Genomic DNA, 22,876 nt, shown 5'->3' with positions numbered 1-22,876 from the left:
TCAGAGCTTCAAGCATCCCTCATAGGTCAAGCAAAATCAACGAGTTATTTTATCCCACTCTGGTCAACCCCTCACTTCGATTTAATTCAGCCTATGAAGGCTAACCCGTTGATGGTGATCACCAAAACTGTCCGAAGTATTGCTTTAATATTGAGAAATAATATTTGACGGTATCGCTTACGCCCGCAATGCAACAACAAAAAACCCGCTTGACCTTGCGCCAAGCGGGTTAATGAGCCGGGTTGAAACCGGGTAAATCTTCAATTTGGTGGAGGCGGGGGGAATCGAACCCCCGTCCGCAAATCCTCTGCCCTCGGCCCTACATGCTTAGCCAGGTCTTTGATTTAACCTTTCACAACCCGACCGGCAGGGCGGTGAACGGCGGTTCCGGTAAGGTTTTAACACCGCTCCCCCGGACAGGGTTGGCGCGAGCTTGCGTTAGTCGACCCCTGAGCGCCCCGGAAGGCTCCGAACCTCACAAGCAAGTTTCGGTCAGGGGCTAGCCGGTTTTTAGGCGGCTAGAGCGTAGCTGTCGTCGTTGGCAACTATGAATTGCAGCATGTTTAACGAGGCAAGCTGCATCCTCGGCATGCGCCTCAGGTTTTGTAATCCACGTCGAAATCCGGATCGCCCCCTGTAGGTGAAAGGGTATGATAGCGCCGCTGCGCGAAAGTTCATACGCCTTAGCGCTCGCGCATCAACCGCTGCTTGTCGCGATCCCAGTCGCGATCCTTCTCGGTCGCCCGCTTGTCGTACTCCTTCTTGCCCCGCGCCAGGCCGATGTCCAGCTTGACCCGGTTACGCTTCCAGTACAGCGCCAGCGGGATCAACGCATAGCCCTTGCGCTCGACCGCGCCGACCAGTTGGCCGATCTGCTCCTTGTGCAACAGCAACTTGCGAGTGCGAATCGGATCGGCGATGACATGGGTGGACGCAGTGGTGAGCGGCGAAATATGGCAGCCGAACAGAAACGCCTCGCCACTGCGCAGCAGCACATAGCTTTCCTTGAGATGGGCGCGGCCCGCCCGCAGGCTTTTGACCTCCCACCCTTGCAGAGCCAGACCGGCTTCGTAGTGTTCCTCGACGAAATATTCGTGATACGCCTTCTTGTTGCCGGCGATCTGAGTGTTGCTGGTTGGTTTTTTGCTCATAAGCTGCTCGATATAGCCGCGCTGGCGGGTGTGACCCAGCGTGCGCTGCTTGAGGATAAACGCGGATTCAACCAAACTTGCGCGGCGATAGTCCAATAACGAAATTTCCCATCATGCCGCAACGGAGCTCAAGTCGTGGCGACCATAAAAAAAAGCGCCCTGGTCCTGTATTCTGCGGCCGACATGTATGCTCTGGTCAACGACATCGAAGCCTATCCGCAATTTTTGCCCTGGTGTCGCTCAGCTTACACCTGCAACCGCACTGAAGATGAGTTGCGGGCGACTATCGAGCTGGCCAAGGGTGGGGTGCATAAAACTTTTACCACCAGCAACCGGATGCAAAAGCACAAAATGATTGACCTTCGATTGCTGGAAGGCCCGTTCAAACGCCTGGAAGGCTACTGGCGCTTCGAGCCACTGCGAGCCGATGCGTCCAAGGTCTCGCTGGACATGGAATTTGAGTTCTCCAATCAATTGCTGCGGATGGCGGTCGAGCCGGTGTTCAAGCAGATCGCCAACTCACTGGTGGACGCTTTCTGCAAACGGGCGGTGGATCTGTATGGCAAGCGATAATCCCGCCCTGATCCGGGTTGAGGTGGCGTATGCCCGGCCCGATGAACAAGTCATCATCCCGGTCGAAGTAGAAACGGGCGCCACCATGGAACAGGTCATCCTCCAGTCGCGCATCCAGGAGCGGTTCCCGAACCTTGACCTCAAGACGGCCAAGGTCGGGGTGTTCGGAAAATTGAGCAAGCTGTCGGCCACAGTACGGGCGGGCGACCGGGTGGAAATTTACCGGCCTCTGCTGGCGGATCCCAAAGCGGTGCGCAAGAAACGCGCCGCCGAGGGTAAGCAGATGCGCAAGGGCGGCGGCGATCTGGAGCCGAACGACGGCTAATCCACCGTTCCCTCAATCCGGTCCAAGGTGTCGCCGCTGAAAAACAGGGTAATGTGGCGTTGCTCGGTAATTTTGCCACCCTTCCCGTATTGGTAGTAATAATCCCAGCGGTTCTGGTGAAACGGATCAGCGACCAGCGGCGTACCCATGATCCGCTGTACCTGTTGCCGGGTCATGCCGGGGCGCAATTGACTGACCATCGCCTGGTCAAGGTAATTGCCCTGACGGACCGGAATCGAGTAGAAGCTGGGCAAAAGCGATTCGCAGCCGGTGGTCAGGACGATCAGCAGCAGGACGCCGGCGGCGCGTGGGAGCATGGAAGGCATGGAAGGCAAGGTCCGGGTTGCTTGAGCTGAGTGAAATCATAACGTACAACGGCAACCCATGGGTAAGCTGCAATCCTGGAGAGAGTTCCGCGTGGGATCAAAAGAGATCAAGCAGGCCGGCCTGAAGGTCACGTTGCCACGCATGAAAATTCTCGACATGCTGCAACACCAGCGCGGTGCGCATTTCAGCGCTGAGGAGATTTATCGGGCACTGATCGAATCCGGGGAAGATATCGGGCTGGCCACCGTGTACCGGGTGTTGACCCAGTTCGAAGCATCCGGGCTGGTCAAGCGCCATCATTTCGAGAGCGGTCAGTCGGTTTTTGAGATCAATCAGGGTGAACACCATGACCATATCCTGTGTGTGGACTGCGGGCGGATTGAGGAGTTTTGCGATGAGGCTATCGAATTTCGGCAACAGGAAGTCGCCCGGCAGATTGGTTTTGAACTGACGGACCATCGCTTGATTTTATACGGTCACTGTACCCGCGCCGACTGCTCCCAATCGCTCGCCGAAAATGGCAAGGAGCATGATCCGAAGCCGGAACCGGAGAAGAATTAACCGCAACTCCAGTCGGCCAAGTGGTCACCGTCCAAATCTCACCACCTATCAGTTCCTCATCACGGGGCAGATTCGGTAGAAGGGAGGTAAGGGGAGATCCATCTGCGGTCGCCTTTCGAACCCCCGTAAACCGTGCGTGAACTAGGAAACGGCGCTGCGGGCGAGTTCTCTAAAGATCTAATGATCGGGATCGGTTTGCGCTTGAATTTTTTGGTTCTTCGAGGGTTCTTGTGGAAACCAGGGTGTACTGTCTCAAAAATGAGAATTATAATTGGCAGCTTATAAATAACTAATTGATTTTAAAAAATATAAGTTTGGCATTCAGCCTGCTCAGCGAGCTGCAACCTGCTCTGATGGATCCACTCCACAGAAAGTGTCGAAGAACCAAAAATCATGGCGCTTGGCGACCCGCTGCGCCCCATCCGATGATTGCCATGAAAAAACAAGCACCTACCGAACCCGTCCCCGATCTGTCTCAGCACACCCCGATGATGCAGCAATATCTGCGGCTCAAGGCCGAGCATCCCGATATTCTACTGTTCTACCGGATGGGCGATTTCTACGAAATGTTCTACGACGACGCCTGCCACGCCGCCGAACTGCTCAATATCACCCTGACCACACGCGGCCAATCAGCGGGCGCTCCCATTCCTATGGCGGGTGTTCCGTTCCACGCCCTCGAAAATTACCTCGCCAAATTGGTGAAACTCGGTCTGTCGGTGGCGATCTGCGAGCAACTGGGCGATCCGGCGACCAGCAAGGGGCCGGTAGAGCGGCAAGTGGTGCGCATCGTCACCCCCGGCACTCTGACCGACGAGGCGCTGCTGGACGAACGCCGCGATAACCTGCTGGTCGCGCTGCACCACGTCAAAAATAGCTACGGGCTGGCCTTTCTGGATTTGAGCGGTGGCCGGTTCACCGTCATGCAGGTGCAGGGCGAAGCGGCGCTGCTCAACGAACTGGAACGGTTGAAACCGGCGGAACTGCTGATCAGCGAAGAGTTCAACCCGCCCGGTTCCTGGCGGCAGCATCCCGGTCTGCGTCGGCAAGCACCGTGGCATTTCGACCCCGACAGCGCCAAACGCGCCCTGGGTACTCAATTTGCGGTGCGCAATCTGGACGGCTTCGGTTGCGCTGATCAGCCGGTAGCGGTTGCCGCCGCTGGGTGCCTACTGCAATACGTCAAGGACACTCAGCGCAGCGCCCTGCCGCATCTGACCCACATCCGGGTCGAGCGCCACGATGACAGCGTGATCCTGGACGCCGCCAGCCGGCGCAATCTGGAATTGGAACACAGCCTGAGCGGGCGACATGAACATACTCTGATCGGCATTCTCGACCGCTGCGTAACCCCGATGGGTGGGCGATTGCTGCGGCGCTGGACTCATCGGCCTTTGCGCGACCGTGTCATCCTCGGCCAGCGTCAGGACAGCCTGCGGCAATTGCTGGACAACGGCGGCTATGACTATCTGCGCGGGCTGTTGCGCGGGACTGGCGACGTGGAACGGATTCTGGCGCGGGTGGCGCTGAAATCGGCCCGCCCGCGTGATTTGATCGCCCTGGCCGATGCGCTGGCCCGATTACCCGGCATCCAACAGTTTCTAAGCGTGCTGGACGCCCTGCTGCTGCAAGACCTCGCTCGCCGCGCCGCAACCCATCCCGAAGTTTGCGATTTGCTCAATCGGGCGATCATTGCCAACCCGCCGCAGACTTTGCGCGATGGCGGGGTGATCGCCGCTGGCTACGATGTAGAGCTGGACGAATTACGGAATCTGAGCGAACACGCTGATCAATATCTGGTAGAACTGGAAACGCGGGAACGCCAGCGCACCGGCATCGCCAATCTCAAAGTGGGTTTCAACCGGGTGCATGGCTATTACATCGAAATCAGCCGCGCCCAATCGCAAGCCGCGCCTGCCGATTATCTCCGTCGCCAGACCCTCAAAGGCGCGGAACGCTACATCATCCCGGAATTGCAGGAATTCGAGCATAAGGCGCTGCGCGCTCAGGAACAGGCATTGGCGCGGGAAAAACGGCTGTACGACGGGTTGCTTGACCAGTTAATCGCCCGCCTGCCCGCGCTTCAGGCCAGCGCCGCCGTGCTGGCGGAACTGGATGTATTAAGCAATCTGGCTGAGCGCGCCGCCGCTTTGCGCTGGAATCCGCCGGAACTGATAAATACACCGGGCATTGTGATCACAGCGGGCCGCCATCCGGTGGTGGAACAGGTGTTGGATGAACCGTTCGTGCCCAATGATCTTCACCTCGAACCGGAACAGCGGCGGATGCTGATCGTCACCGGCCCAAATCTGGGTGGCAAAAGCACCTTCATGCGCCAGACTGCGCTGATCGTGCTGCTAGCTCACTTGGGCAGTTTCGTCCCAGCCGAACGGGCCATCATCGGCCCGATTGATCGCATTTTTACCCGCATCGGCGCGTCCGATGATCTGGCGTCTGGCCGTTCGACCTTCATGGTAGAGATGAGCGAAGCCGCCAATATCCTGCACAACGCCACCCCGTACAGTCTGGTACTGATTGACGAAATCGGGCGCGGCACCAGCACTTTTGACGGCTTGGCGCTGGCTTGGGCCTGCGCAGCGCATCTAGCCGGCGAGGCGCGCGCTTTCACTCTATTCGCCACTCATTACTTCGAGCTGACCCGACTACCGGACGAGCAGCCCGGCATCGCCAACGTTCATTTTGATGCGGTGGAACACGGCGACTCCATTGTTTTCATGCACCGGGTGCAGGACGGGCCGGCGGATCGCAGTTATGGCTTGCAGGTGGCGGCGCTGGCCGGAGTACCGCCGGTGGTGATTCAACAGGCTCGCCAGCGGTTGCGCTTACTGGAGCGGCAGATGTTGCGGCGGGAATTGCCAGCGCGGTCGGGGCCGGCCACGCCGCAATTATCGCTGTTCGGGGAAACCACGCATCCGGCAGTTGCCGCGCTGGCGGAACTCAACCTTGATGCGCTGACGCTACAACAGGCGCTGGCCGAACTGCGACGGTTAAAGGCGCTCATCGGCTAATGACAGAGGATATTCAAGCTGAAAACGGACGGCGTGTTTTACCGGCTATTCCAGCGCTTGCCGGAACTGGTGTTTGAACTGGCGGGGTGGCCGACGCCGGACATAGCGGGTTATCGATTTCGTTCGGAGGAAATTAAGCAAACCGCATTTCGTCTGGATGGACTTTCGCCAACCGGTTTCGTCCAGTTTGGGGTTACAGTGGCTGCAACTGCTGATCGGCGAACCGGCGCAGGCGGTGACGCAAGCACAGGCGCAGGTGCAACCGGCGACGCCTGACCAGCGAGGAACGGTGGCATGGGCAGATCTGGTGGATTTAGTGGAAACCTTGTTTGGTGTACCGGCTTCCGAAACTGAGTCGCGAGGAGATTCGTAAGATGTTGAACCTGGCGGATGTAGATTTGAAACAAACCGGTCCTGTAAATTTTCCTGTGATGGCGAGGGTTAGCAGCGTCAGGCTAAGGCGTTGACTGCATCTAACCTATTGATCCAAATAAGTGATATTCATTTTACCTGCCTGCCGCACAGTTCCGATCACAGGAAAATTTACAGGAGGAAGAATTTGGAGAAGGTCATCGACTTTTTGCTCACCGATCAGTCCATGCTTGAACCCGTTGCGCAGGTGGAGTGATGCGCAACGAGCGCACGATTGCACTCATTCCACAGCGGCAGCGTTTCGGAATGCTTGGTGAATCCGTTTTGGCCGTTGATTGTCTGGATTATCGGTAAAACAGGATTGATGGCTCACCCATAAGCGCCTAATCCGCTTTACCGATGGACACGAATTCACCCTGATAACCTATGCGTCTCCGGCGTAAACCCCCGCTCCCGATACTGTTTGAACCGCTCACGCGACTGCGCCAGCACCTCGGGATGCTGATCCACCAGTTCCACTACCCGCTCGAAGCGCTCAAAGCCTTCGGGCAAGGTATCGGTGCAGTTGATCAGCACTCGTGCGGCTACTTCCGCCGGCGGGGCAGTACCGATTAGCACCGGCGAACCCTCTGATCCTGTCAGCGGATAACGCTCATGCGGCACGAAACTGTCCTGGCGAAAGGTCCACAGCAGATCGTCCAGCAGCTCCACCCGTGCGCCGGACGATGCAAACAGATACACCGTATGGCCGAGGCTATACGCCTTGTCGGCCAGCCGGCAGGCCAACAAAGACCGACCTTTCTCCTGATGGTCGGGCAGCACATAGAAATCAATGCGCGGCACGCCCATCCTCCCGCTCGGTCTCGGCCACCCGATCCAGCAGATACTGGGTCAACAACGGTACTGGCCGCCCAGTAGCGCCCTTCGCCTTGCCGGTTTTCCAGGCGGTGCCGGCAATATCCAGATGTGCCCAGTGAAATTTCTTGGCGAAGCGCGACAGGAAACAGGCGGCGGTGATCGCACCGCCTTCCTTGCCGCCAATGTTGGCCATATCGGCGAAATTGCTATCCAACTGCTCCTGATAGTCCTCCCATAGCGGCAGTTCCCACACCCGGTCACAGGCGGCGTTTCCAGCGGTTTGTAGCGCGTGCGCCAGTGGCGGATGGTTGCTGAACAGGCCGTGCGGATGCCGGCCCAGTGCAATGATGCAGGCTCCGGTCAAGGTGGCAATGTCCACCACCGCTGCCGGTTCGTCACGCTCGGCATAAGTCAGGGTATCGCACAGGATTAGCCGGCCCTCGGCGTCGGTGTTGAGAATTTCAATGGTTTGGCCGGACAGGCTGGTCACGATGTCGCCGGGCCGGCTGGCGCGTCCGCCCGGCATATTTTCCACCGCCGGAATCAGCCCGATCACATTCAGCGGCAGTTGCAGCTCCGCGCAGGCCCGCAATGTCCCCAACACACTGGCCGCCCCGCACATGTCGTATTTCATCTCATCCATGCCCTCACCGGGCTTGAGCGAAATCCCGCCGGTGTCGAAGGTCACCCCTTTGCCGACCAGTACATAGGGTTTCCGCGTGGCTAACCCATGGCGATAGTCCAGCCGGATTAGCTTGCCCGGTTGAGCGCTACCCCGGCTCACCGCCAGCAACGCCCCCATCCCCAGACGCTCCATATCCGCCTCTTCCAGCACCTCGACCCGCAACGTCGGAAATTCCCCGGCCAGCGCCTGAGCCTGTTCAGCCAGATAGGTCGGTGTACACAGGTTGGGCGGCAGGTTGCCCAGATCCTTGGTCAGCTTGACTCCGGCGGCGATAGCGATCCCCTCGCGCACCGCCTGTTCACCCTCCGGTAGTTCCCGTCGCCGGGGTACGCTGAGTATAATTTTGCGCAATAGTCGGCGCGGCGTATCCTTCTTGCTCTTGAGTGCGTCGCAACGATACCGCGCGGTCTCGACCGCTTCGACGATCTGGCGGATCTTCCAGTCGGTTTCGCGGCCCCTGACTGCGAGATCGGTGAGATAGACCACCGCTTCGGTGGCGCCCGTCTCATTCAGAGCGGTCGCGGCATGACTTGCAATCTGACGGAAGCGGCGATCATCGAGGTCGCGTTCCTTGCCGCAGCCGATCAGCAATACCCGCTCGCAGAGGGTGTCGGCCAGGTTAAAGAGCAGCAACGATTGACCGATCTTGCCGTCCAGGTCGCCCCGGCGCAGTAAATTGCTGAGCGCGCTGTTGTAGACCGCATCGAACTGCTCGGTGGCCGGCGCCAGCCGCCGAGATTCGTAAACGCCCAGCACCAAGCAGGCGGTGCGCTGTTTTTCTGGATTGCCGCTCTTGACCACGAATTCCATCAGTGGGCTACTCCCGGTTTCAATGAGGTGTTCCTGGTTCCCATGCTGATGCTGGGGAACCAGGAAATTCCGATGAGTGTAGCCGGAAATCGCATCACCTCACAGTTTGCGCCGAGGAGCGTCATCGGGCATGCCTTCTATCATTGATCGTTATCTAGTCCGCGAGATCGGCCTGACGGTGCTGGCAACACTATTGGTGCTACTGGCCATCGTACTCAGCCATCGCCTCGCGAGTTACCTCAGCAAGGTAGCCAGCGGCCTGCTGGCCCGCGATGCCATTTTTCTGCTGCTGGGTTTGCAGACGGTTTACCTCTTGGTGGTGTTGATTCCGCTGGCATTCTTGTTAAGCATCATGCTGACCTTGGGGCGTCTGTACCGTGATCACGAAATGATCGTGCTGGCGGCCTGTGGCTATGGTCCCCTGTCGATGTATCGGGCAGTGTTCCTGCTGGCGACCCTGCTCTCTTTACTAACCGCCGGGCTGTCGTTTGTGGTGATCCCAGTGATCATGGAGTTGCAGTTCGACGTGCTGGCCAAGGCGCGCAAGGAGGCAGAAGTGTCGATGTTCGTACCGGGTACGTTCCGGGAAGTGCTAAATGGGCGGCATGTGGTCTACATCGGCACCTTGGATGAGCGTGAATTGCGTAGCGTCTTTATCCAGAGTCGCGAGCCGGACGGTTCCCTCAGCATTACCACCGGCGCCCAGGGTCGACAGGAAACCAGCGAGGAGGGTGTCCGCAACATTGTGCTGGATCACGGTTATCGTTACCGGGGCACACCCGGCCAAGGCGATTACGACATGCTCCGCTTTGAACGGGCTACGGTGCGAGTCGACGCCGCGCCGCCAGCTCAAACTTGGCGGCACCGGGAAACGCTGCCTACCCGCCAACTGCTGAATTCGAGCGATCCGAGCCACATCGCTGAATTACAGATGCGGATCAATAATCCGATTCAGATTCTGGTGATCGCGCTGTGGGCACCGTTGCTGGCCCGTGCCCAACCACGCGAGGGTCGTTACGGTCGGACGGTTGCGGCTGTCCTGATCTACGCAGTTAATTTCAATCTGGTGGGGGTAGGCGAGTCCTGGTTGAGTCATGGCGTGGTCGGTGCGACGCTCGGCCTGTGGTGGGTTCATGGGCTGTTCCTGTTATTCAGCCTGGGCCTGTTGCTGCACGACTCCTTCGATGTTCGCAGTCTCCGGTGGCTCTTCCAGCGCGCCGTCGCTCGGATTCGCACCGCATGAAAATTCTGGATCGCTACCTCTTTCGCACTGTTGCTACCGCAACGGCAGTTGCCCTGCTGGTGTTGCTGCTGCTGGAATTGTTCCTGAGTCTGCTGGTAGAACTGGAAGACGTCGGCAAGGGTCACTATGACTTCGTGGCGGTCATGCGCTATTTGCTGCTGATCCAGCCGCAGCGCTTGTATGAGATGTTTCCCATGGCGCTGCTGGTAGGTGGCTTGCTCGGTATGGGTGCGCTGGCCAGCGGCAGCGAATTGATCGCGATGCGCGCTGCGGGTCTGTCCTTGATGCGACTGACCGGTTCCGCTTTGCAAGCGGGCTTGTTGCTGAGTCTGGTCGTTTTGGCCATCGGCGAGTTCGTCGCTCCGCCGTTGGAACAAGCCGCCCGTGAACAGCGGGCCGTGGCCAAGACCGAGAATCTGGCGATTCGTGGGGGGCGTGGATTCTGGGCGCGGGACGGCGATTATTTTATCCATGTCCGGGCGGTGCTACCGGGGGTTCGCCTGGTAGATATTCACATCTTCAAAATCAATCCCGGCAGTGCCCAGCTTGAAACCCTCACCGCAGCACAGGGGGCGCGTTACGTCGAAGGACACTGGCTGCTGGAGGAGGTCAATCGCAGCAGTCTGAACGGCGATGAGGTTCAGACCGAACACCTGGCTCAATTATCAGTCGTCTCGGCCATCAGCCCGCAAATTCTGGATGTACTGGCGGCTAATCCCGACGAACTGTCGATCCGTGATCTGAGGATTTATGTGACTTATCTGGAAGGCAACGGGCTGGACGCGCAAAATTACCGCTTGGCGCTCTGGCGCAAGCTGCTGGCGCCGCTGGCGTATATGGCGATGCTGGTGGTTGCCATGCCGTTCGTGTTTGGCCCTAGCCGCTCGTCTGGCGCCGGCCAGCGCATAGTGATCGGATTGTTGCTGGGACTGCTGTTTTTCCTGTTCAACTATCTGCTCGGCAATGTGGTGCTGCTGTACGGTCTGCCGCCGCTGGTCGGAGCGGGATTGCCAACCCTGCTGTTTCTGGGCGCGGGAGGATATGCACTGCGCCGTTTGCGCTGACTGGCCTCCTGTAAATTTTCCGGTGATGGCGAGGGTTGGTAGCGTCAGGTTAGGGCGTTGACTGAATCCAACCCATTGCTCTCAATAGGTGATGTTCATTTTACCTGCCTGCCCCACAATTCCGATCACAGGAAAATTTACAGGAGGAAATTTTCTGACAGCATGGTTCAATGCAACGCATCAAACGCCGCTTGGCGCAGCTCGCGCTTCCAGCCATGCCTTATTCAGGGACGCGGTGAACGCCCGCCATGCTCATCGCCATACGACGACTTCATGCAGTCGGCGGCGCGAACTGGGTTCCGGCAGTTCCGCTGGATAGCCCACGCTGATCATGGCAATTGGGATCAGCCCCGGTTCCAGACCTAATACCTTGCGTACCTGATCCTCTTCAAAATAACCGACCCAGGTCGAACCCATGCCGGCGGCGACGATAGCTAGTTGGGCATAGGCGGCAGCAATAGTGGCGTCCTGTAAGGCGTACAGCGTGGCCCCGCGCTCGCCGAAGGCGGTTTCCGAGCGGGCTGGATCAGCGCAGAACACCAGGCAAATCGGTGCTTCGGCAATAAATGTCTGCTCGTGGGCGACATGGACCAAGGACTGACGTTCAATCGGATCGCGCACCACAATCACCCGGTAGGACTGCAAATCACCCGCTGACGGCGCGGCGCACGCCATTTCCAGAATGGCGTGCAGCTTTTCGAGTTCGACCAGCATATCCGGCTGGTATTTACGGATGGAATGACGGTGACGGACGGTTTCAAAAAAATCCCACATGACCTGGCCCTCGCGGCGATGAATCCAATGGCAGAAATTGATCCAATCCGGTTGTCATTCAGCCGGCGCTATTGATCAGCGCATTCAGCTTCGGCAGTTCCGGTGATTGCGGATAGTTGCGCTCCAATACTCGCAGGCTGTCGGCAGCCAGCTTTGGCATACCCATTTTGATATAGGCTTGGGTCAAGATGCCCAGCGCATTCTCGGTGGCCGGGGTGCGCGCATAATTCGCCAGCACATGCGCGGCGCGGTCGGCCGCCGCGACGTAAGCGCCCCGCTGTAGATAGTAGTTGGCGACGTTCACCTCGTAAGCGGCGAGACTGTTGTGCAGGAACAGGAGCCGCTGGCGGGCGTCTTCGGCGTAAGGGCTATTGGGGAATTTCCGCGCCAGTTCAGTGAAATCGTTATAGGCCTGCCGAGCGGTCGCGGTATCGGTTTTAGCGCGGTCACTGGGTACCAGCCGCTCGATCAGGGTGTTGCTGCGCTCGAAGTTCGCCATCCCCTTCATGTAATAGGCGTAATCCACATAAGGATGACGCGGGTTGGCTTTGATGAAGCGGTCAGCAGCGGCAATGGCCGCGTCCGGCTCACCATCCTTAAATTGTACATAGATGGTGTCGAGCTGGGCCTGCTGGGCATAACGGCCAAACGGGTAGCGAGCCTGAATCTTGTCGAGATAGCCGAGAGCCGTCTGGTAGTTGCCATCGTTCATGGAGTCCTTGGCTTCGCTGTACAAGCGCTGGACCGACCAACCCTTGGTTTCGTCAATCTTTTCCGGGAGCAGGGAACAGCCGGCCAGCAGCGCAGCAGCCAGCGGGCCGGCGAGGAACAGTTTTAAGGTGCGGTTCATGGATAACGGCATGGAACGGTGCTTATCAGGGGGTAAAATGAGTTATGAAAACCAGTATAACGCCCGAACCATCAAAAACCATCATGCCTTCAACCGAACGGATTGATTGCCAAATTCCCGCAACCTGCGCCGGAATGCGGCTTGATCAGGCGCTGGCGGCATTGTTGCCCGACTATTCCCGCAACCGCCTGCAACAGTGGCTCAAAGCGGGTCAACTGCGGGTGGATGGTGGCATCCGCCGCCCCCGCGATCCGGTGGTTGGCGGTGAGATGGTCAGCGGGGAATGGGGGCGGGAAGCGGAGACGACCGCCGTGGCCCAGAATCTTCCGCTGGATCTCTGTTATCAGGATGCTGATCTGCTGGTGATTAACAAACCGGTCGGACTGGTGGCGCATCCCGCCGCTGGCAACCGCGACGGCACATTGGTGAATGCGCTGCTGCATCACTTCCCGAAACTGGCGACGTTGCCCCGCGCCGGGCTGGTGCATCGGCTGGACAAGGACACCAGCGGGTTGCTGGTGGTGGCGCGCAGTCTGCGAGCGCATACCGTGCTGGTTGAGCAGTTGCAGGCGCGGCGCATCGAGCGGGAATATCTGGCGGTGGTCAACGGGATGCTGGTAGCGGGCGGCACGGTAAATGCCCCGGTGGGTCGCCATCCGGTGGATCGGCAACGGATGGCGGTGACTGCGGGCGGTAAACCGGCGCTGACTCATTACCGGGTGTTGCGCCGCTTTTGCACCCATACCCTGCTGCGGGTCAAGCTGGAAACCGGCCGCACGCATCAAATCCGGGTGCACATGGCGCATATCCGCTTGCCGCTGCTGGGCGATCCGGTCTACGGCGGGCGTCCACGGTTGCCGCCGGGCGCAACGCCGCGCTGCATCGAAACCATTCAGGGCTTTCGCCGCCAGGCGCTGCACGCGGAACGGTTGGCTCTGACTCATCCGGTGAGCGGTGAACGCCTGGAATGGCACGCGGAACTGCCCGCCGATCTGGCGGAATTATTGGCGGTATTAGCCGAAGATGCGGATCGCCGGGATGGCTGAACTTTTAACCGATCATCTGATTTTCCCCAACTGGCCGGCTCCGGCGCGAGTGCGGGCGGTAAGTACCACCCGGCGGGGCGGAGTGAGTCCGCCGCCTTATGACAACCTCAATTTGGCCGGACATGTCAGCGATGATCCGATCCATGTCGCTGAGAATCGGCGGCGACTGGCGGCAGCGGTCGGTTTATCCGCCGATCCGGCCTGGCTGGAGCAGGTTCACGGCAGCGTGGCGGTGGCTGCCGAGACGGTGGCTGCACCAGTCGCCGCTGACGCCGCTTGGACTCGCGCATCGGGTCGGGCCTGTGTGGTGATGACCGCCGATTGTCTGCCGGTGCTGCTGTGTGATCGCGCCGGAACGGTGGTGGCTGCCGCTCATGCCGGCTGGCGCGGCTTGGCGGGCGGAGTTATTGCCGCGACCGTGGCAGCGATGCAGGTTCCGCCGACAGAATTGTTGGCTTGGCTGGGACCGGCGATTGGCCCGGAGGCGTTTGAAGTCGGGGATGAAGTGCGCGTCGCCTTTCTGGCGCTGGATGCCGGTAACGCCGCTTGTTTTCGCCCGTCGCCTGCCGGGCGTTGGCTGGCGGATATTTATGAGTTGGCGCGGCGGCAATTGCGCAGGTTAGGCGTTGCAGCGGTGTATGGCGGGGAATTTTGCACTTTCAACGATCCGGCGCGGTTTTTTTCCTATCGCCGGGAGCATCGAACCGGACGCATGGCGACGCTAATTGGGCTGGATTAAACTGGAAATATTTACAGGAGCGACAACGATGAGCATGCAGTACATCGTCAATCCAGCGGGTGAGCGGGTATCCGTTATTCTGCCTATCGCTGAATATGAGGCTCTGTTGCGCTATGCGCCAGAGGATGAAACTACCTTTCTGTTGCGGGAGCCGAACGGCAGCATTCTGTTACGCCGAATTGAGGATATAAAACACGGGCGCAATATCGTAGAGCGGGAGTTGTTGCCGGATGAAGATTAAATTCCACGAAGCGGCTTGGAATGAATATCTGGACTGGCAACGCACTGATAAGGCGCTATTGCGCAAGGTGAATCTTAAAAGAGGTCTTGTTATGGAACGAGTTCAAAAGCGCCGTGACGCGCTGCGCCGGGCCGGGTTGCGCCCGGTGCAAATTTGGGTGCCGGACACCCGCCGACCCGGTTTTGATGAGGAATGCCGCCGCCAATCCCAGCGAGCCGCTCAATCCGATTTGGCGGATACGGAATTGCTGGCCGCGATGGAGGAGATTTTGACGGATGTGGACAGCTGGACGCCATGAGGCGAGGCGATTTCGTGACCGTTGCGCTGCAAGGCGATTTTGGCAAGCCACGTCCCGCTTTGGTGATCCAGGCCGATAAGTTTGACGCCCATGCGACCGTGACGGTTTTGTTGGTGTCGAGCCTGTTGATCGATGCGCCGCTGTTTCGGATCACGGTGCAGCCCGATGAAGCCAACCGCTTAAAACAGCCCTCGCAAATCATGGTGGACAAGGCTATGACCGTGAAGCGAGACAAGCTGGGCGAGCCACTCGGCGTGGCCAGCGATGAGGTGATGCTGGAGATCGGGCGGTGTCTGGCGGTGTTCTTGGGTATCGCGAGCTGAACCCCCGGAAGCCATGCGGCTAGAGGGTTCGAGGTAGGCTGGAACGCTGACTGGTTTGGAGTGAGCGAGCCAAAACAAAAAAGCCCGCATCGTGCGGGCTTTCTGCGTTCTGGGGTGCGCGTTGCTTAGCGAGCCGCTTTCCGCCGCCGGATGAAGGCCAAGCCGGTCATGCCCAAGCCGAGCAGGGCGAGCGAGCCGGGTTCGGGGACTGAAGAAACTGTATCGGCGGCATAGATCTGGAATGCCGCACCCTGATTTCTAGAAAATGTAGAAGCAGTGCCACTAATCCTAGGGGTGCTCTGCTGTAGTGTTGTGCTCGACCCGGTATAGTCCGCGAGCGCCATATTGACAGGGTCATACCAACTCATCCGATAGCTTCCGGCGGCAAGCGTCGGGCCAGAAAGTGCCAGGGAAATAATGTCGACACCCTGTCCAGTATTGACCGTCGAGTAACTGCCGAAGAGGGAAGTCTGGGAGAAAAGATTGGTTGTAAGGCTGGTGTCCCAGACATTCACTTCGATGTTGTGATTAGAACCATACCAATCCCGGATGCCGAAATCGACCCCCGTCAAGGTAGCGGCCGAAGCGAGGGTAAATTCATCCGAGACCTCGTACAAGCCACTGCAGCTCGTGCACCACCCCGATCCAGTCGGTGAAGTGTAAATATTCTTGAAATCCGGGGATGTATAGGCGATGGAGGAGGCTTGAGCCGCCGATGCAATCAGCATCGCTACACCCGCCAGCCCTACTTTGATTGCCTGCATCATATTTTTGGACGCCATGCCATTGTTCACGTTCATTTGCATCTACTCCCAATTCTTTCTTGATGGTTCGCACGAAATTGTGCTGCGTCGAGAGTGAGCAAACGTTATGCCAATCATATATATATATATATCAATTAGTTACGATTTTTTGGCCCGAAAAAAATGGGAGGTCAGTGTAAAATTTTCTGACAAATCTGATGAGCGCGGCTTAAATGTCATCATTTAGACGCATTTTATCGGGTTTAGTGTCGGCTTAGTGTTGGCATGAAAGCACACAGTTTTTGTATTATTTAATCCTTTATGCGACGAAACTGGAAGCGCAAGCTCCCGCAACCCGCTGTCTACCGTGGTGTCAGGAAATTTTACAGTGCTTGGGGGCGGACGGTGCCACGATGCGATATTTTTGGATGGATGCCATCGCCAAAAACTTAACCTTCTATATTTTCTTTATTTATGCACTAAAATACGGCAAAAATCCTTTGCAACCCGTTCTTTACCCGTGGATAGCGTGTCAGGAAATTTTACAGTGCTAGGCATCCTCCCGAAAAACCCAACGGGCTGCCGGTTGACCTTCTGACGATCCCAGGAATAAATCCACTGGTCAACTACCCCGCCCTAAAGGGTGAGGCTTGTGGTGGCTAAAACTGCAAGTCTGGGTTGACCAGCCCAAGCCGTAACCAACCGGCTCCGTTGCAACGAAGTACCCGACCGACGCCGGGGCGCTTCCTCAACTCCGGCCTCTCGAAGCGGCAGATGCAGACAAACGACAGGGTAAGCACGAAACGGTCTGCTGCATGGCGGAAAGCCAAAGCTGCGTTGCAACATGGGCGAGGGGAGCGAACAGCAATGTTCTGTCACCAGGTGCGTAAGCACATTTGAATTTTGGAGAAGAAATGTGGCCGTTTTTGTTTTGGATCGACACAAAAAGCCGCTCATGCCGTGTAGCGAGAAACGGGCGAGGAAGCTGTTAGAGAAAGGTCGCGCCCGCGTCCATCGGCTGATGCCGTTTTCAATTCGACTGGTGGATAGAACGGTCAACGACAGTGTTTTACAACCCGTCACCCTTAAACTTGATCCGGGCAGCAAAGCGACCGGGATAGCCGTGGTGCGCGAATCGGAAACGATAGACGAAGAAACGGGCGAAATTAAGACCACCGTCTACGTCTTAACCCTGTTTGAGCTTCAACATCGCGGTAAACAGATTAGCGAGTCATTAACAGCGCGGCGGCAAATGCGGCGACGGCGACGTGGAAACCTTCGGTATCGTGCGCCCCGTTTCTTAAATCGCACCAAGCCGAAAGGATGGCTTGCGCCGAGTCTACAGCATCGGGTGGATACCGTTAGCGCGTGGGTTCAACGCTTTCAACGGCTCGCGCCTATTACGGGTATTGCTCAGGAATTGGTGCGATTTGATCTCCAACAAATGGAGAATCCCGAAATTAGCGGGGTTGAATATCAGCAAGGCACTCTACATGGCTTTGAAACCAAAGAGTATCTACTAGAGAAATGGAATAGGGAGTGCGCCTATTGCGGCACCAAGAATATTCCGTTGCAGGTGGAGCATATCCAGCCGAAAGCCAATGGCGGAAGTCACCGCGTTTCCAACTTAACTCTGGCGTGTCAACCCTGCAATCAGAAAAAGGGCGCACAAGCGATTGAGATATTTTTGGCGAAAGCCCCAAAGCGATTGGCGAAAATTAAGGCACAAGTCAAACGTCCATTAAAGGATGCGTCGGCGGTCAATTCGACGAGATGGGCGCTATTCAATGCGCTCAAGGCTACTGGATTACCCATCCTCACTGGTTCAGGAGGACGCACGAAATTCAATCGATCTACGTTAGGGATTCCCAAAGATCATGCGCTGGACGCGGCCTGTGTGGGAATTATGGAGGCCATCCACCATTGGGATAAACCCGCGTTAGCGATTAAGGCTACGGGACGCGGCAGTTATCAGCGGACTCGATTGAATGCGTTTGGATTCCCACGCGGCTATCTGACTCGGCAAAAGCGGATTAAAGGTTTTCAGACCGGAGACATGGTTAAAGCCGAAGTCCCAACAGGCAAGAAAATCGGTTCCTATAGGGGGCGTGTGGCCGTTCGCGCTTCAGGCAGCTTCAACATTCAGACCGCAACTGGCCTGATTCAAGGAATTAGCCATCGCTACTGCAAAGTCACTCAACGTGCGGATGGTTATGGCTATTCGCAACAACTTAACCCCAAAGAAGTCGCCCTTGCGGGCGACCCGCTATCCCTCCCCGCCCTGAAGGGCGGAGTCTCTCGCGGAAAATCCAGATGAAAACCGTTCTCGCTGTCCGTCACGTCGCATTTGAAGACCTCGACAGTTTTGCTCCGGTGCTGGCCGAGCGGGGTTACGCCATCCGCTACGCTGAGGCAGGTTACGACGACCTGACCGTGCTGAACCCACTGGCGGATGATCTGCTGGTGGTATTGGGCGGACCCATCGGCGTCTACGAGGATGCGGCGTATCCGTTTATCCATGATGAGTTGCGGTTGTTGCGAACGCGGCTGGAAGCTGGCCGACCAACCCTCGGCATTTGTTTGGGTTGCCAAATGATCGCCCAGGCGTTAGGGGCACGAGTCTATCCAGGCGGGCAGAAGGAAATCGGCTGGAAACCGCTGACGCTGACTGAAGCAGGCCGGCATCATCCATTGGCGGCATTCGCTGACCCGACGTCGGTACTGCATTGGCACGGTGATACCTTCGACCTGCCCGCCGGCGCGACCCTGCTGGCTTCCAGCGACTTGTATCCGCATCAGGCGTTTGCGTGGGGACGGGGTGCGCTGGCGCTGCAATTTCACATTGAAACCACCGCACGGGGTCTGGAGCGCTGGTTTATCGGCCATGCCGGCGAAATCGCTGCCACCCCCGGTCTGAGTGTACCGATGCTGCGCGCTACGACCGCCCGTCATGCCCCTAACGCGGAAGTAAAAGGGCGGCAATGCTTTGCGGCTTGGCTGAATCACGTTGGACTGTAAACCGGTATAACGCCCGGCAAGGGTTTGTTTCAGCAACAATAAAACTGCCAAAAACGGGTGGGTGGAATAATTTCGCCAACCCCACAGGCTGAAAGACAGCCTGCAATCCGCTGTTTTCATCAAACCATCATCAATGGCGGGCATGATCCTGACTTCAAGCTCAAGATCACTATTAAGCCCCCTGCCCGCCATGCACCAACTCCGCGAACCTTACCTGCTGACCCCTGGCCCATTGACCACCTCGCTGGCTACCAAGTCCGCCATGTTGCGCGACTGGGGTTCCTGGGACAGTGATTTCAATCAACTCACCGCCGCGATCTGTCGCCGCCTGCTGACGGTCGCCCATGCTGAAGCAAGCCACGTCTGCGTCCCGTTGCAGGGCAGTGGCACTTATGCGGTGGAGGCGGCGCTGGCAACCTTGCTGCCGCGTGACGGCAAGGCGCTGGTATTGATGAACGGCGCTTACGGCCAGCGCATGGCTCGCATCCTGGAGTATCTGGGCCGCAATTTTATGCCGCTGGACATGGGCGACTACCTGCCGCCGCTGCCGGATCAAGTGGAAGCGATGCTGGACGCCGATCCCGGCATTACCCATGTCGCAGTGGTGCATTGCGAGACTTCATCGGGGATTCTCAATCCGCTGGAAGCGATTGCTGAAATCACCCAGCGTCAAGGACGACGGCTGTTGGTAGATGCTATGAGCGCCTTTGGCGCGTTGCCGATAGACGCCCGCGAACTGCCGTTCGATGGCTTGGTGGCTTCGGCCAACAAATGCTTTGAAGGCGTACCCGGTTTTGGTTTTGCCCTGCTGCGCCGCGACGCGCTGGAACAGTGCCAGGGCAACTCTCATTCTCTGAGTCTGGATTTGTACGACCAATGGACTGCTATGGAACGCAGCGGCCAGTGGCGGTTTACCCCGCCGACCCATGTCGTGGCCGCTTTCGCCAGCGCTCTCGAACAACATGAAGCCGAAGGCGGCGTGGCCGGTCGGCTGGCCCGCTACGCCCGCAATAAGGAAGTGCTGGTCGAGGGAATGCGGGCGATGGGCTTTCATACCCTGCTGGCCGACCGCTGGTTATCGCCGATCATCGTGACCTTCCACGCGCCCGGCCATCTCCATTTCGACTTCAACCTATTCTACCGACTGATCAAGCAACGCGGTTTCATCATTTATCCCGGCAAACTGACCGAAGTAGATAGCTTCCGCATTGGCTGCATCGGCCAGTTATTCGAGGAGCAGATGCGCGGGGTGCTGACCGCGATTCGCGCTGTGCTGGATGAAATGGGCATCCCGGATGGTTCGCCCCGCTGATTTGTACAAACCGGAATTCTGAAACTCGCTGCCGAGGACTTTTTCGATGCACTTTCATTATCAACGCAGCTATCGCGGCCCGGTTCAGGCGGTGATTCTGGATTGGGCCGGCACCACGGTGGATTTCGGCTCGCTGGCTCCAGCCATGGCCTTTGTGCAACTGTTCGCTGAGCAGGGCATCGCGATCAGCGTCGCCGAAGTGCGTGGGCCGATGGGCACCGAAAAGCGCGAACACATCCGCCAGCTCTGTCAGTTGCCTACTATCGCCGCCTGCTGGAACGAACGCTATGGCACAGAACCAGACGAGGCCAATATAGACCGGTTATATGAGGCTTTCGTGCCGTTGCAAATCGCCGCGATCCGCGACTGCGCACAACTGATTCCTGGCTGCCGCGAGACGGTGGCCGCCCTGCGTGAACGCGGCATCCGCATTGGTGCCAACACCGGCTACAGCCGTGAGATGGCCGAGCCGCTGATGCACGCCGCCGCCGACCAGGGCTATATCCCGGACAGCGCAGTGTGTGCCACCGAAGTGCCGCGTGGCCGGCCCTATCCGTACATGAGCCTCAAAAACGCTATCGAGCTAGGGGTGGAAACGGTGCAGGCTTGCGTCAAGGTGGACGATACCGTGCCCGGCATCGAAGAAGGGCTGAATGCCGGGATGTGGACGGTGGGCGTTGCTATCAGCGGTAACGAGATTGGCTTGCCGCTGGCCGGCTGGGAAGCACTGCCGTTTGCGGAGCAGCAGCGACGGCGGGAACGGGCTTATAGCCGACTGTTGGCCAGCGGGGCGCATTATGTCATTGATTCCATTGCCACGCTGCCGTGCTGTCTCGACGCGATTGAAGTTCGGCTGGCACGTGGCGAGCGGCCGTGAACCGCCCACCCGCGCTGACTGCCCCGCCGCCCGGCGAAAGCGAGATCAATGCCAGTTCGCAGCGGGCGGCGTGGCAGGCGCACCATCTGGACGATGCTGGTCGCCAATTACTGGCCGAGGACGCCCGCTACTTTTTGCATCAGTCGGTTTCTACGCCCTGTCTGGCGGCGATTCACCGCGCCGACGGCTGCTGGATCGAGGACAGCTCCGGTCGGCGCTATCTGGATTTTCACGGTAACAGCGTTCATCACCTCGGCTACGGTCATCCGCGCCTGATTGCGGCGCTTAAGCAGCAACTTGATGAGCTGCCCTTTGTGCCGCGCCGTTTCACTTGTGAACCTGCCGTTGATCTGGCCCGCCGTCTGGTCGAGATCAGCCCGCCCGGTCTGGACAAAGTGCTGTTCGCCACCGGCGGTTCCGACGCGGTGGAAATCGCCCTTAAAATCGCCCGCGCCGCCACCGGCCGCTTCAAAACCCTGTCATTCTGGGATGCTTTTCATGGCGCGGGCTTCGGCGCGGCCAGCATCGGCGGCGAGGCGCTGTTCCGTTCCGGCCCCATCGGGCCGCTGCTGGTCGGCACCGAGCATGTCGCGCCCTTTGCTTGCTATCGCTGTCCTTACGGCTATCCCGCCGACGCTGATGGCAAGCCGCGCCTGGAACTGTGCCGCATGGCCTGCGCCAATATGGTGCGCTATGTGCTGGAAAAAGAAGGCGATGTCGCTGCCGTGATCGCCGAACCGATGCGGGCAGCGCCCTATGTACCGCCACCCGGTTTCTGGCAAGCGGTGCGCGAAGCCTGCAACGATCACGGTGCCTTGCTGATTTTCGACGAGATTCCCACCGGCCTGGGCAAAACCGGGCGGCTATTCGCCTGCGAACACGAGGGCGTTGTCCCGGACATTCTGGTGCTGGGCAAGGCGCTGGGCGGCGGGGTATTGCCTATTGCCGCAATGTTGTGCCGCGCTGAACTGGATGTGGCCGCTGCCTATGCTTTCGGCCACTACACCCACGAGAAGAACCCGGTGACCTGCCGCGCCGCCTTGACCACGCTGGACATCATTGCCGACCAGGGCCTGGTCGAAAATGCGCAGCGGCAAGGCGAGTACGCCCTGCATCGCTTGCAGGAGATGAAAGCACGGCATCCCTTGATCGGCGACGTGCGCGGACGCGGTTTGTTGCTGGGCGTCGAATTGGTCAGCGTCCGGGACGCGAAAACACCGGCTAATGCCGCCGCTGAGACTGTGCTGTACCGGGCGCTGGCGCGGGGCCTGAGCTTCAAGATCACGCTGGGCAACATTCTCACCCTGTCACCGCCGCTGATCATTGGCGAAACAGAACTCAGCGCGGCTTTGGACCTTCTGGAAATCTGCATCGCCGAAACCGAATACGAGTTGCTTCAGCCATGAGCGAGCCTTCTACCTCCGTCGCCCAAGCAGATTTGATCATCATTGGCGGCGGCATTCTGGGCCTGAGCATCGCTTGGCACTACGCCCGGCTCAGCCAGGGCAAGGTCGTGGTGCTGGAGCGCAATCTGTTCGCCGGGGCCGCCACCAGTCGCGCTGCCGCGTTGCTGACCCAGGCGCGGAGCAAGCCGGCATTAGACATTATCAGAAACTAAAATTTATGATATAATTTTATTATTAAATTTTTGAGATGC

At 58.4% G+C, this 22,876-nt stretch carries 25 protein-coding genes, 1 other RNA gene and 1 pseudogene; 19 read left to right on the top strand and 8 right to left on the bottom strand.

Going from position 1 to position 22,876, the window contains the following annotated elements; genetic code table 11:
* Window positions 1-266: 266 nt before the first annotated feature.
* Both ssrA and smpB read right to left on the bottom strand, forming a co-directional pair.
* Window positions 267-635, bottom strand: a transfer-messenger RNA (tmRNA) gene (ssrA, locus tag BN874_RS23145).
* A 48-nt stretch (window positions 636-683) separates the two neighbouring features.
* Window positions 684-1,151 (bottom strand): SsrA-binding protein SmpB, encoded by a 468-nt coding sequence (smpB, locus tag BN874_RS00985; protein WP_034430285.1) that lies wholly within the window; start codon window positions 1,149-1,151, stop codon window positions 684-686.
* Between the two features lie 135 nt (window positions 1,152-1,286).
* Here smpB and BN874_RS00980 point away from each other — a divergent pair, with 135 nt between their 5' ends.
* The gene (locus BN874_RS00980; protein ID WP_034430271.1) at window positions 1,287-1,724 is read left to right on the top strand and encodes a type II toxin-antitoxin system RatA family toxin; all 438 of its coding nucleotides are present in this window, start codon (window positions 1,287-1,289) and stop codon (window positions 1,722-1,724) included.
* The gene (locus tag BN874_RS00975) at window positions 1,711-2,049 is read left to right on the top strand and encodes an RnfH family protein (RefSeq protein WP_034430270.1); all 339 of its coding nucleotides are present in this window, start codon (window positions 1,711-1,713) and stop codon (window positions 2,047-2,049) included. Before BN874_RS00980 ends, BN874_RS00975 begins: the two co-directional genes overlap by 14 nt.
* On the opposite strand, the gene BN874_RS00970 is transcribed toward BN874_RS00975, so the two are convergent.
* Window positions 2,046-2,375, bottom strand: coding sequence for an outer membrane protein assembly factor BamE (locus BN874_RS00970; RefSeq protein WP_051497271.1), 330 nt, complete (start codon window positions 2,373-2,375; stop codon window positions 2,046-2,048). The genes BN874_RS00975 and BN874_RS00970 overlap by 4 nt on opposite strands.
* Window positions 2,376-2,466: 91 nt before the next feature.
* Here BN874_RS00970 and fur point away from each other — a divergent pair, with 91 nt between their 5' ends.
* The 4 genes and pseudogenes from fur (at window position 2,467) to BN874_RS25275 (ending at window position 6,339) form a co-directional block, all read left to right on the top strand.
* Complete coding sequence (gene fur / locus BN874_RS00965) at window positions 2,467-2,937, top strand: ferric iron uptake transcriptional regulator (protein WP_034430267.1); 471 nt, start codon at window positions 2,467-2,469, stop codon at window positions 2,935-2,937.
* A gap of 434 nt (window positions 2,938-3,371) precedes the next feature.
* Window positions 3,372-5,966, top strand: coding sequence for a DNA mismatch repair protein MutS (gene mutS / locus BN874_RS00960; protein WP_034430265.1), 2,595 nt, complete (start codon window positions 3,372-3,374; stop codon window positions 5,964-5,966).
* A 33-nt stretch (window positions 5,967-5,999) separates the two neighbouring features.
* Window positions 6,000-6,071 (top strand): annotated as a pseudogene (locus tag BN874_RS26125) (hypothetical protein); the annotation flags it as partial.
* Between the two features lie 52 nt (window positions 6,072-6,123).
* Window positions 6,124-6,339 carry a hypothetical protein gene (locus tag BN874_RS25275; protein WP_034430263.1) on the top strand — a complete coding sequence of 72 codons (216 nt, stop codon included), beginning with the start codon at window positions 6,124-6,126 and terminating at the stop codon, window positions 6,337-6,339.
* A gap of 410 nt (window positions 6,340-6,749) precedes the next feature.
* Here the strand turns inward: BN874_RS25275 and BN874_RS00950 are convergent, their stop codons facing one another.
* Both BN874_RS00950 and BN874_RS00945 read right to left on the bottom strand, forming a co-directional pair.
* Entirely contained in the window at window positions 6,750-7,181 is a 432-nt protein-coding gene (locus BN874_RS00950; RefSeq protein WP_034430260.1) for a DNA polymerase III subunit chi, read from the bottom strand.
* Window positions 7,168-8,691: a leucyl aminopeptidase gene (locus BN874_RS00945; RefSeq protein WP_034430259.1), complete on the bottom strand. Its 1,524-nt coding sequence runs from the start codon at window positions 8,689-8,691 to the stop codon at window positions 7,168-7,170. Before BN874_RS00945 ends, BN874_RS00950 begins: the two co-directional genes overlap by 14 nt.
* 130 nt (window positions 8,692-8,821) lie before the next feature.
* On the opposite strand from BN874_RS00945, the gene lptF reads away from it, so the two are divergent.
* Together lptF and lptG are read left to right on the top strand one after the other, a co-directional pair.
* On the top strand, window positions 8,822-9,934 hold the full coding sequence (gene lptF / locus BN874_RS00940) for an LPS export ABC transporter permease LptF (protein ID WP_051497270.1): 1,113 nt from the start codon (window positions 8,822-8,824) through the stop codon (window positions 9,932-9,934).
* Window positions 9,931-10,998 carry an LPS export ABC transporter permease LptG gene (gene lptG, locus BN874_RS00935; RefSeq protein WP_034430256.1) on the top strand — a complete coding sequence of 356 codons (1,068 nt, stop codon included), beginning with the start codon at window positions 9,931-9,933 and terminating at the stop codon, window positions 10,996-10,998. The genes lptF and lptG overlap by 4 nt, the downstream gene beginning before the upstream one ends.
* A 252-nt stretch (window positions 10,999-11,250) precedes the next feature.
* Here lptG and BN874_RS00930 read toward each other — a convergent pair whose 3' ends face one another.
* Window positions 11,251-11,772 (bottom strand): nitroreductase family protein, encoded by a 522-nt coding sequence (locus BN874_RS00930; protein WP_034430255.1) that lies wholly within the window; start codon window positions 11,770-11,772, stop codon window positions 11,251-11,253.
* A gap of 58 nt (window positions 11,773-11,830) precedes the next feature.
* A complete protein-coding gene (locus BN874_RS00925; RefSeq protein WP_051497273.1) occupies window positions 11,831-12,622 on the bottom strand; it encodes an outer membrane protein assembly factor BamD in 792 nt (263 codons plus the stop codon).
* An 83-nt stretch (window positions 12,623-12,705) separates the two neighbouring features.
* Here BN874_RS00925 and rluD point away from each other — a divergent pair, with 83 nt between their 5' ends.
* The 5 genes from rluD (at window position 12,706) to BN874_RS00900 (ending at window position 15,269) form a co-directional block, all read left to right on the top strand.
* Window positions 12,706-13,668, top strand: coding sequence for a 23S rRNA pseudouridine(1911/1915/1917) synthase RluD (gene rluD / locus BN874_RS00920; RefSeq protein WP_034430281.1), 963 nt, complete (start codon window positions 12,706-12,708; stop codon window positions 13,666-13,668).
* Window positions 13,661-14,407, top strand: coding sequence for a peptidoglycan editing factor PgeF (gene pgeF / locus BN874_RS00915; RefSeq protein WP_034430280.1), 747 nt, complete (start codon window positions 13,661-13,663; stop codon window positions 14,405-14,407). Before rluD ends, pgeF begins: the two co-directional genes overlap by 8 nt.
* Window positions 14,408-14,435: 28 nt before the next feature.
* Window positions 14,436-14,648 carry a hypothetical protein gene (locus tag BN874_RS00910; protein WP_034430253.1) on the top strand — a complete coding sequence of 71 codons (213 nt, stop codon included), beginning with the start codon at window positions 14,436-14,438 and terminating at the stop codon, window positions 14,646-14,648.
* Between the two features lie 91 nt (window positions 14,649-14,739).
* On the top strand, window positions 14,740-14,946 hold the full coding sequence (locus tag BN874_RS00905) for an antitoxin MazE family protein (RefSeq protein ID WP_034430278.1): 207 nt from the start codon (window positions 14,740-14,742) through the stop codon (window positions 14,944-14,946).
* On the top strand, window positions 14,943-15,269 hold the full coding sequence (locus tag BN874_RS00900) for a type II toxin-antitoxin system PemK/MazF family toxin (protein ID WP_034430252.1): 327 nt from the start codon (window positions 14,943-14,945) through the stop codon (window positions 15,267-15,269). Before BN874_RS00905 ends, BN874_RS00900 begins: the two co-directional genes overlap by 4 nt.
* 125 nt (window positions 15,270-15,394) lie before the next feature.
* Here BN874_RS00900 and BN874_RS00895 read toward each other — a convergent pair whose 3' ends face one another.
* Window positions 15,395-16,069, bottom strand: a complete 675-nt coding sequence (locus BN874_RS00895; protein ID WP_034430250.1) for a PEP-CTERM sorting domain-containing protein — start codon at window positions 16,067-16,069, stop codon at window positions 15,395-15,397.
* A gap of 859 nt (window positions 16,070-16,928) precedes the next feature.
* Between BN874_RS00895 and iscB the strand changes: the two genes are divergently transcribed.
* The 6 genes from iscB (at window position 16,929) to BN874_RS00865 (ending at window position 22,837) form a co-directional block, all read left to right on the top strand.
* The gene (gene iscB, locus BN874_RS00890; protein ID WP_034430248.1) at window positions 16,929-18,329 is read left to right on the top strand and encodes an RNA-guided endonuclease IscB; all 1,401 of its coding nucleotides are present in this window, start codon (window positions 16,929-16,931) and stop codon (window positions 18,327-18,329) included.
* Entirely contained in the window at window positions 18,326-19,030 is a 705-nt protein-coding gene (locus BN874_RS00885; protein ID WP_034430247.1) for a glutamine amidotransferase, read from the top strand. The genes iscB and BN874_RS00885 overlap by 4 nt, the downstream gene beginning before the upstream one ends.
* A 190-nt stretch (window positions 19,031-19,220) precedes the next feature.
* Complete coding sequence (locus tag BN874_RS00880; protein ID WP_051497269.1) at window positions 19,221-20,342, top strand: 2-aminoethylphosphonate--pyruvate transaminase; 1,122 nt, start codon at window positions 19,221-19,223, stop codon at window positions 20,340-20,342.
* Window positions 20,343-20,388: 46 nt separating this feature from the next.
* A complete protein-coding gene (phnX, locus tag BN874_RS00875) occupies window positions 20,389-21,219 on the top strand; it encodes a phosphonoacetaldehyde hydrolase (protein WP_034430245.1) in 831 nt (276 codons plus the stop codon).
* Window positions 21,216-22,625, top strand: a complete 1,410-nt coding sequence (gene pbfA, locus BN874_RS00870) for a (R)-1-hydroxy-2-aminoethylphosphonate ammonia-lyase (RefSeq protein WP_230314290.1) — start codon at window positions 21,216-21,218, stop codon at window positions 22,623-22,625. The genes phnX and pbfA overlap by 4 nt, the downstream gene beginning before the upstream one ends.
* Window positions 22,622-22,837 (top strand): FAD-dependent oxidoreductase, encoded by a 216-nt coding sequence (locus tag BN874_RS00865; RefSeq protein WP_034430244.1) that lies wholly within the window; start codon window positions 22,622-22,624, stop codon window positions 22,835-22,837. Before pbfA ends, BN874_RS00865 begins: the two co-directional genes overlap by 4 nt.
* Window positions 22,838-22,876 lie beyond the last annotated feature (39 nt).

Origin of the sequence: Candidatus Contendobacter odensis Run_B_J11 (assembly GCF_000531125.1) — a bacterium.
GTDB classification, from domain to species: domain Bacteria; phylum Pseudomonadota; class Gammaproteobacteria; order Competibacterales; family Competibacteraceae; genus Contendibacter; species Contendibacter odensensis.
Note: the sequence above shows the minus strand (reverse complement) of the source record. Positions and strands in the feature narration are given on the sequence as shown.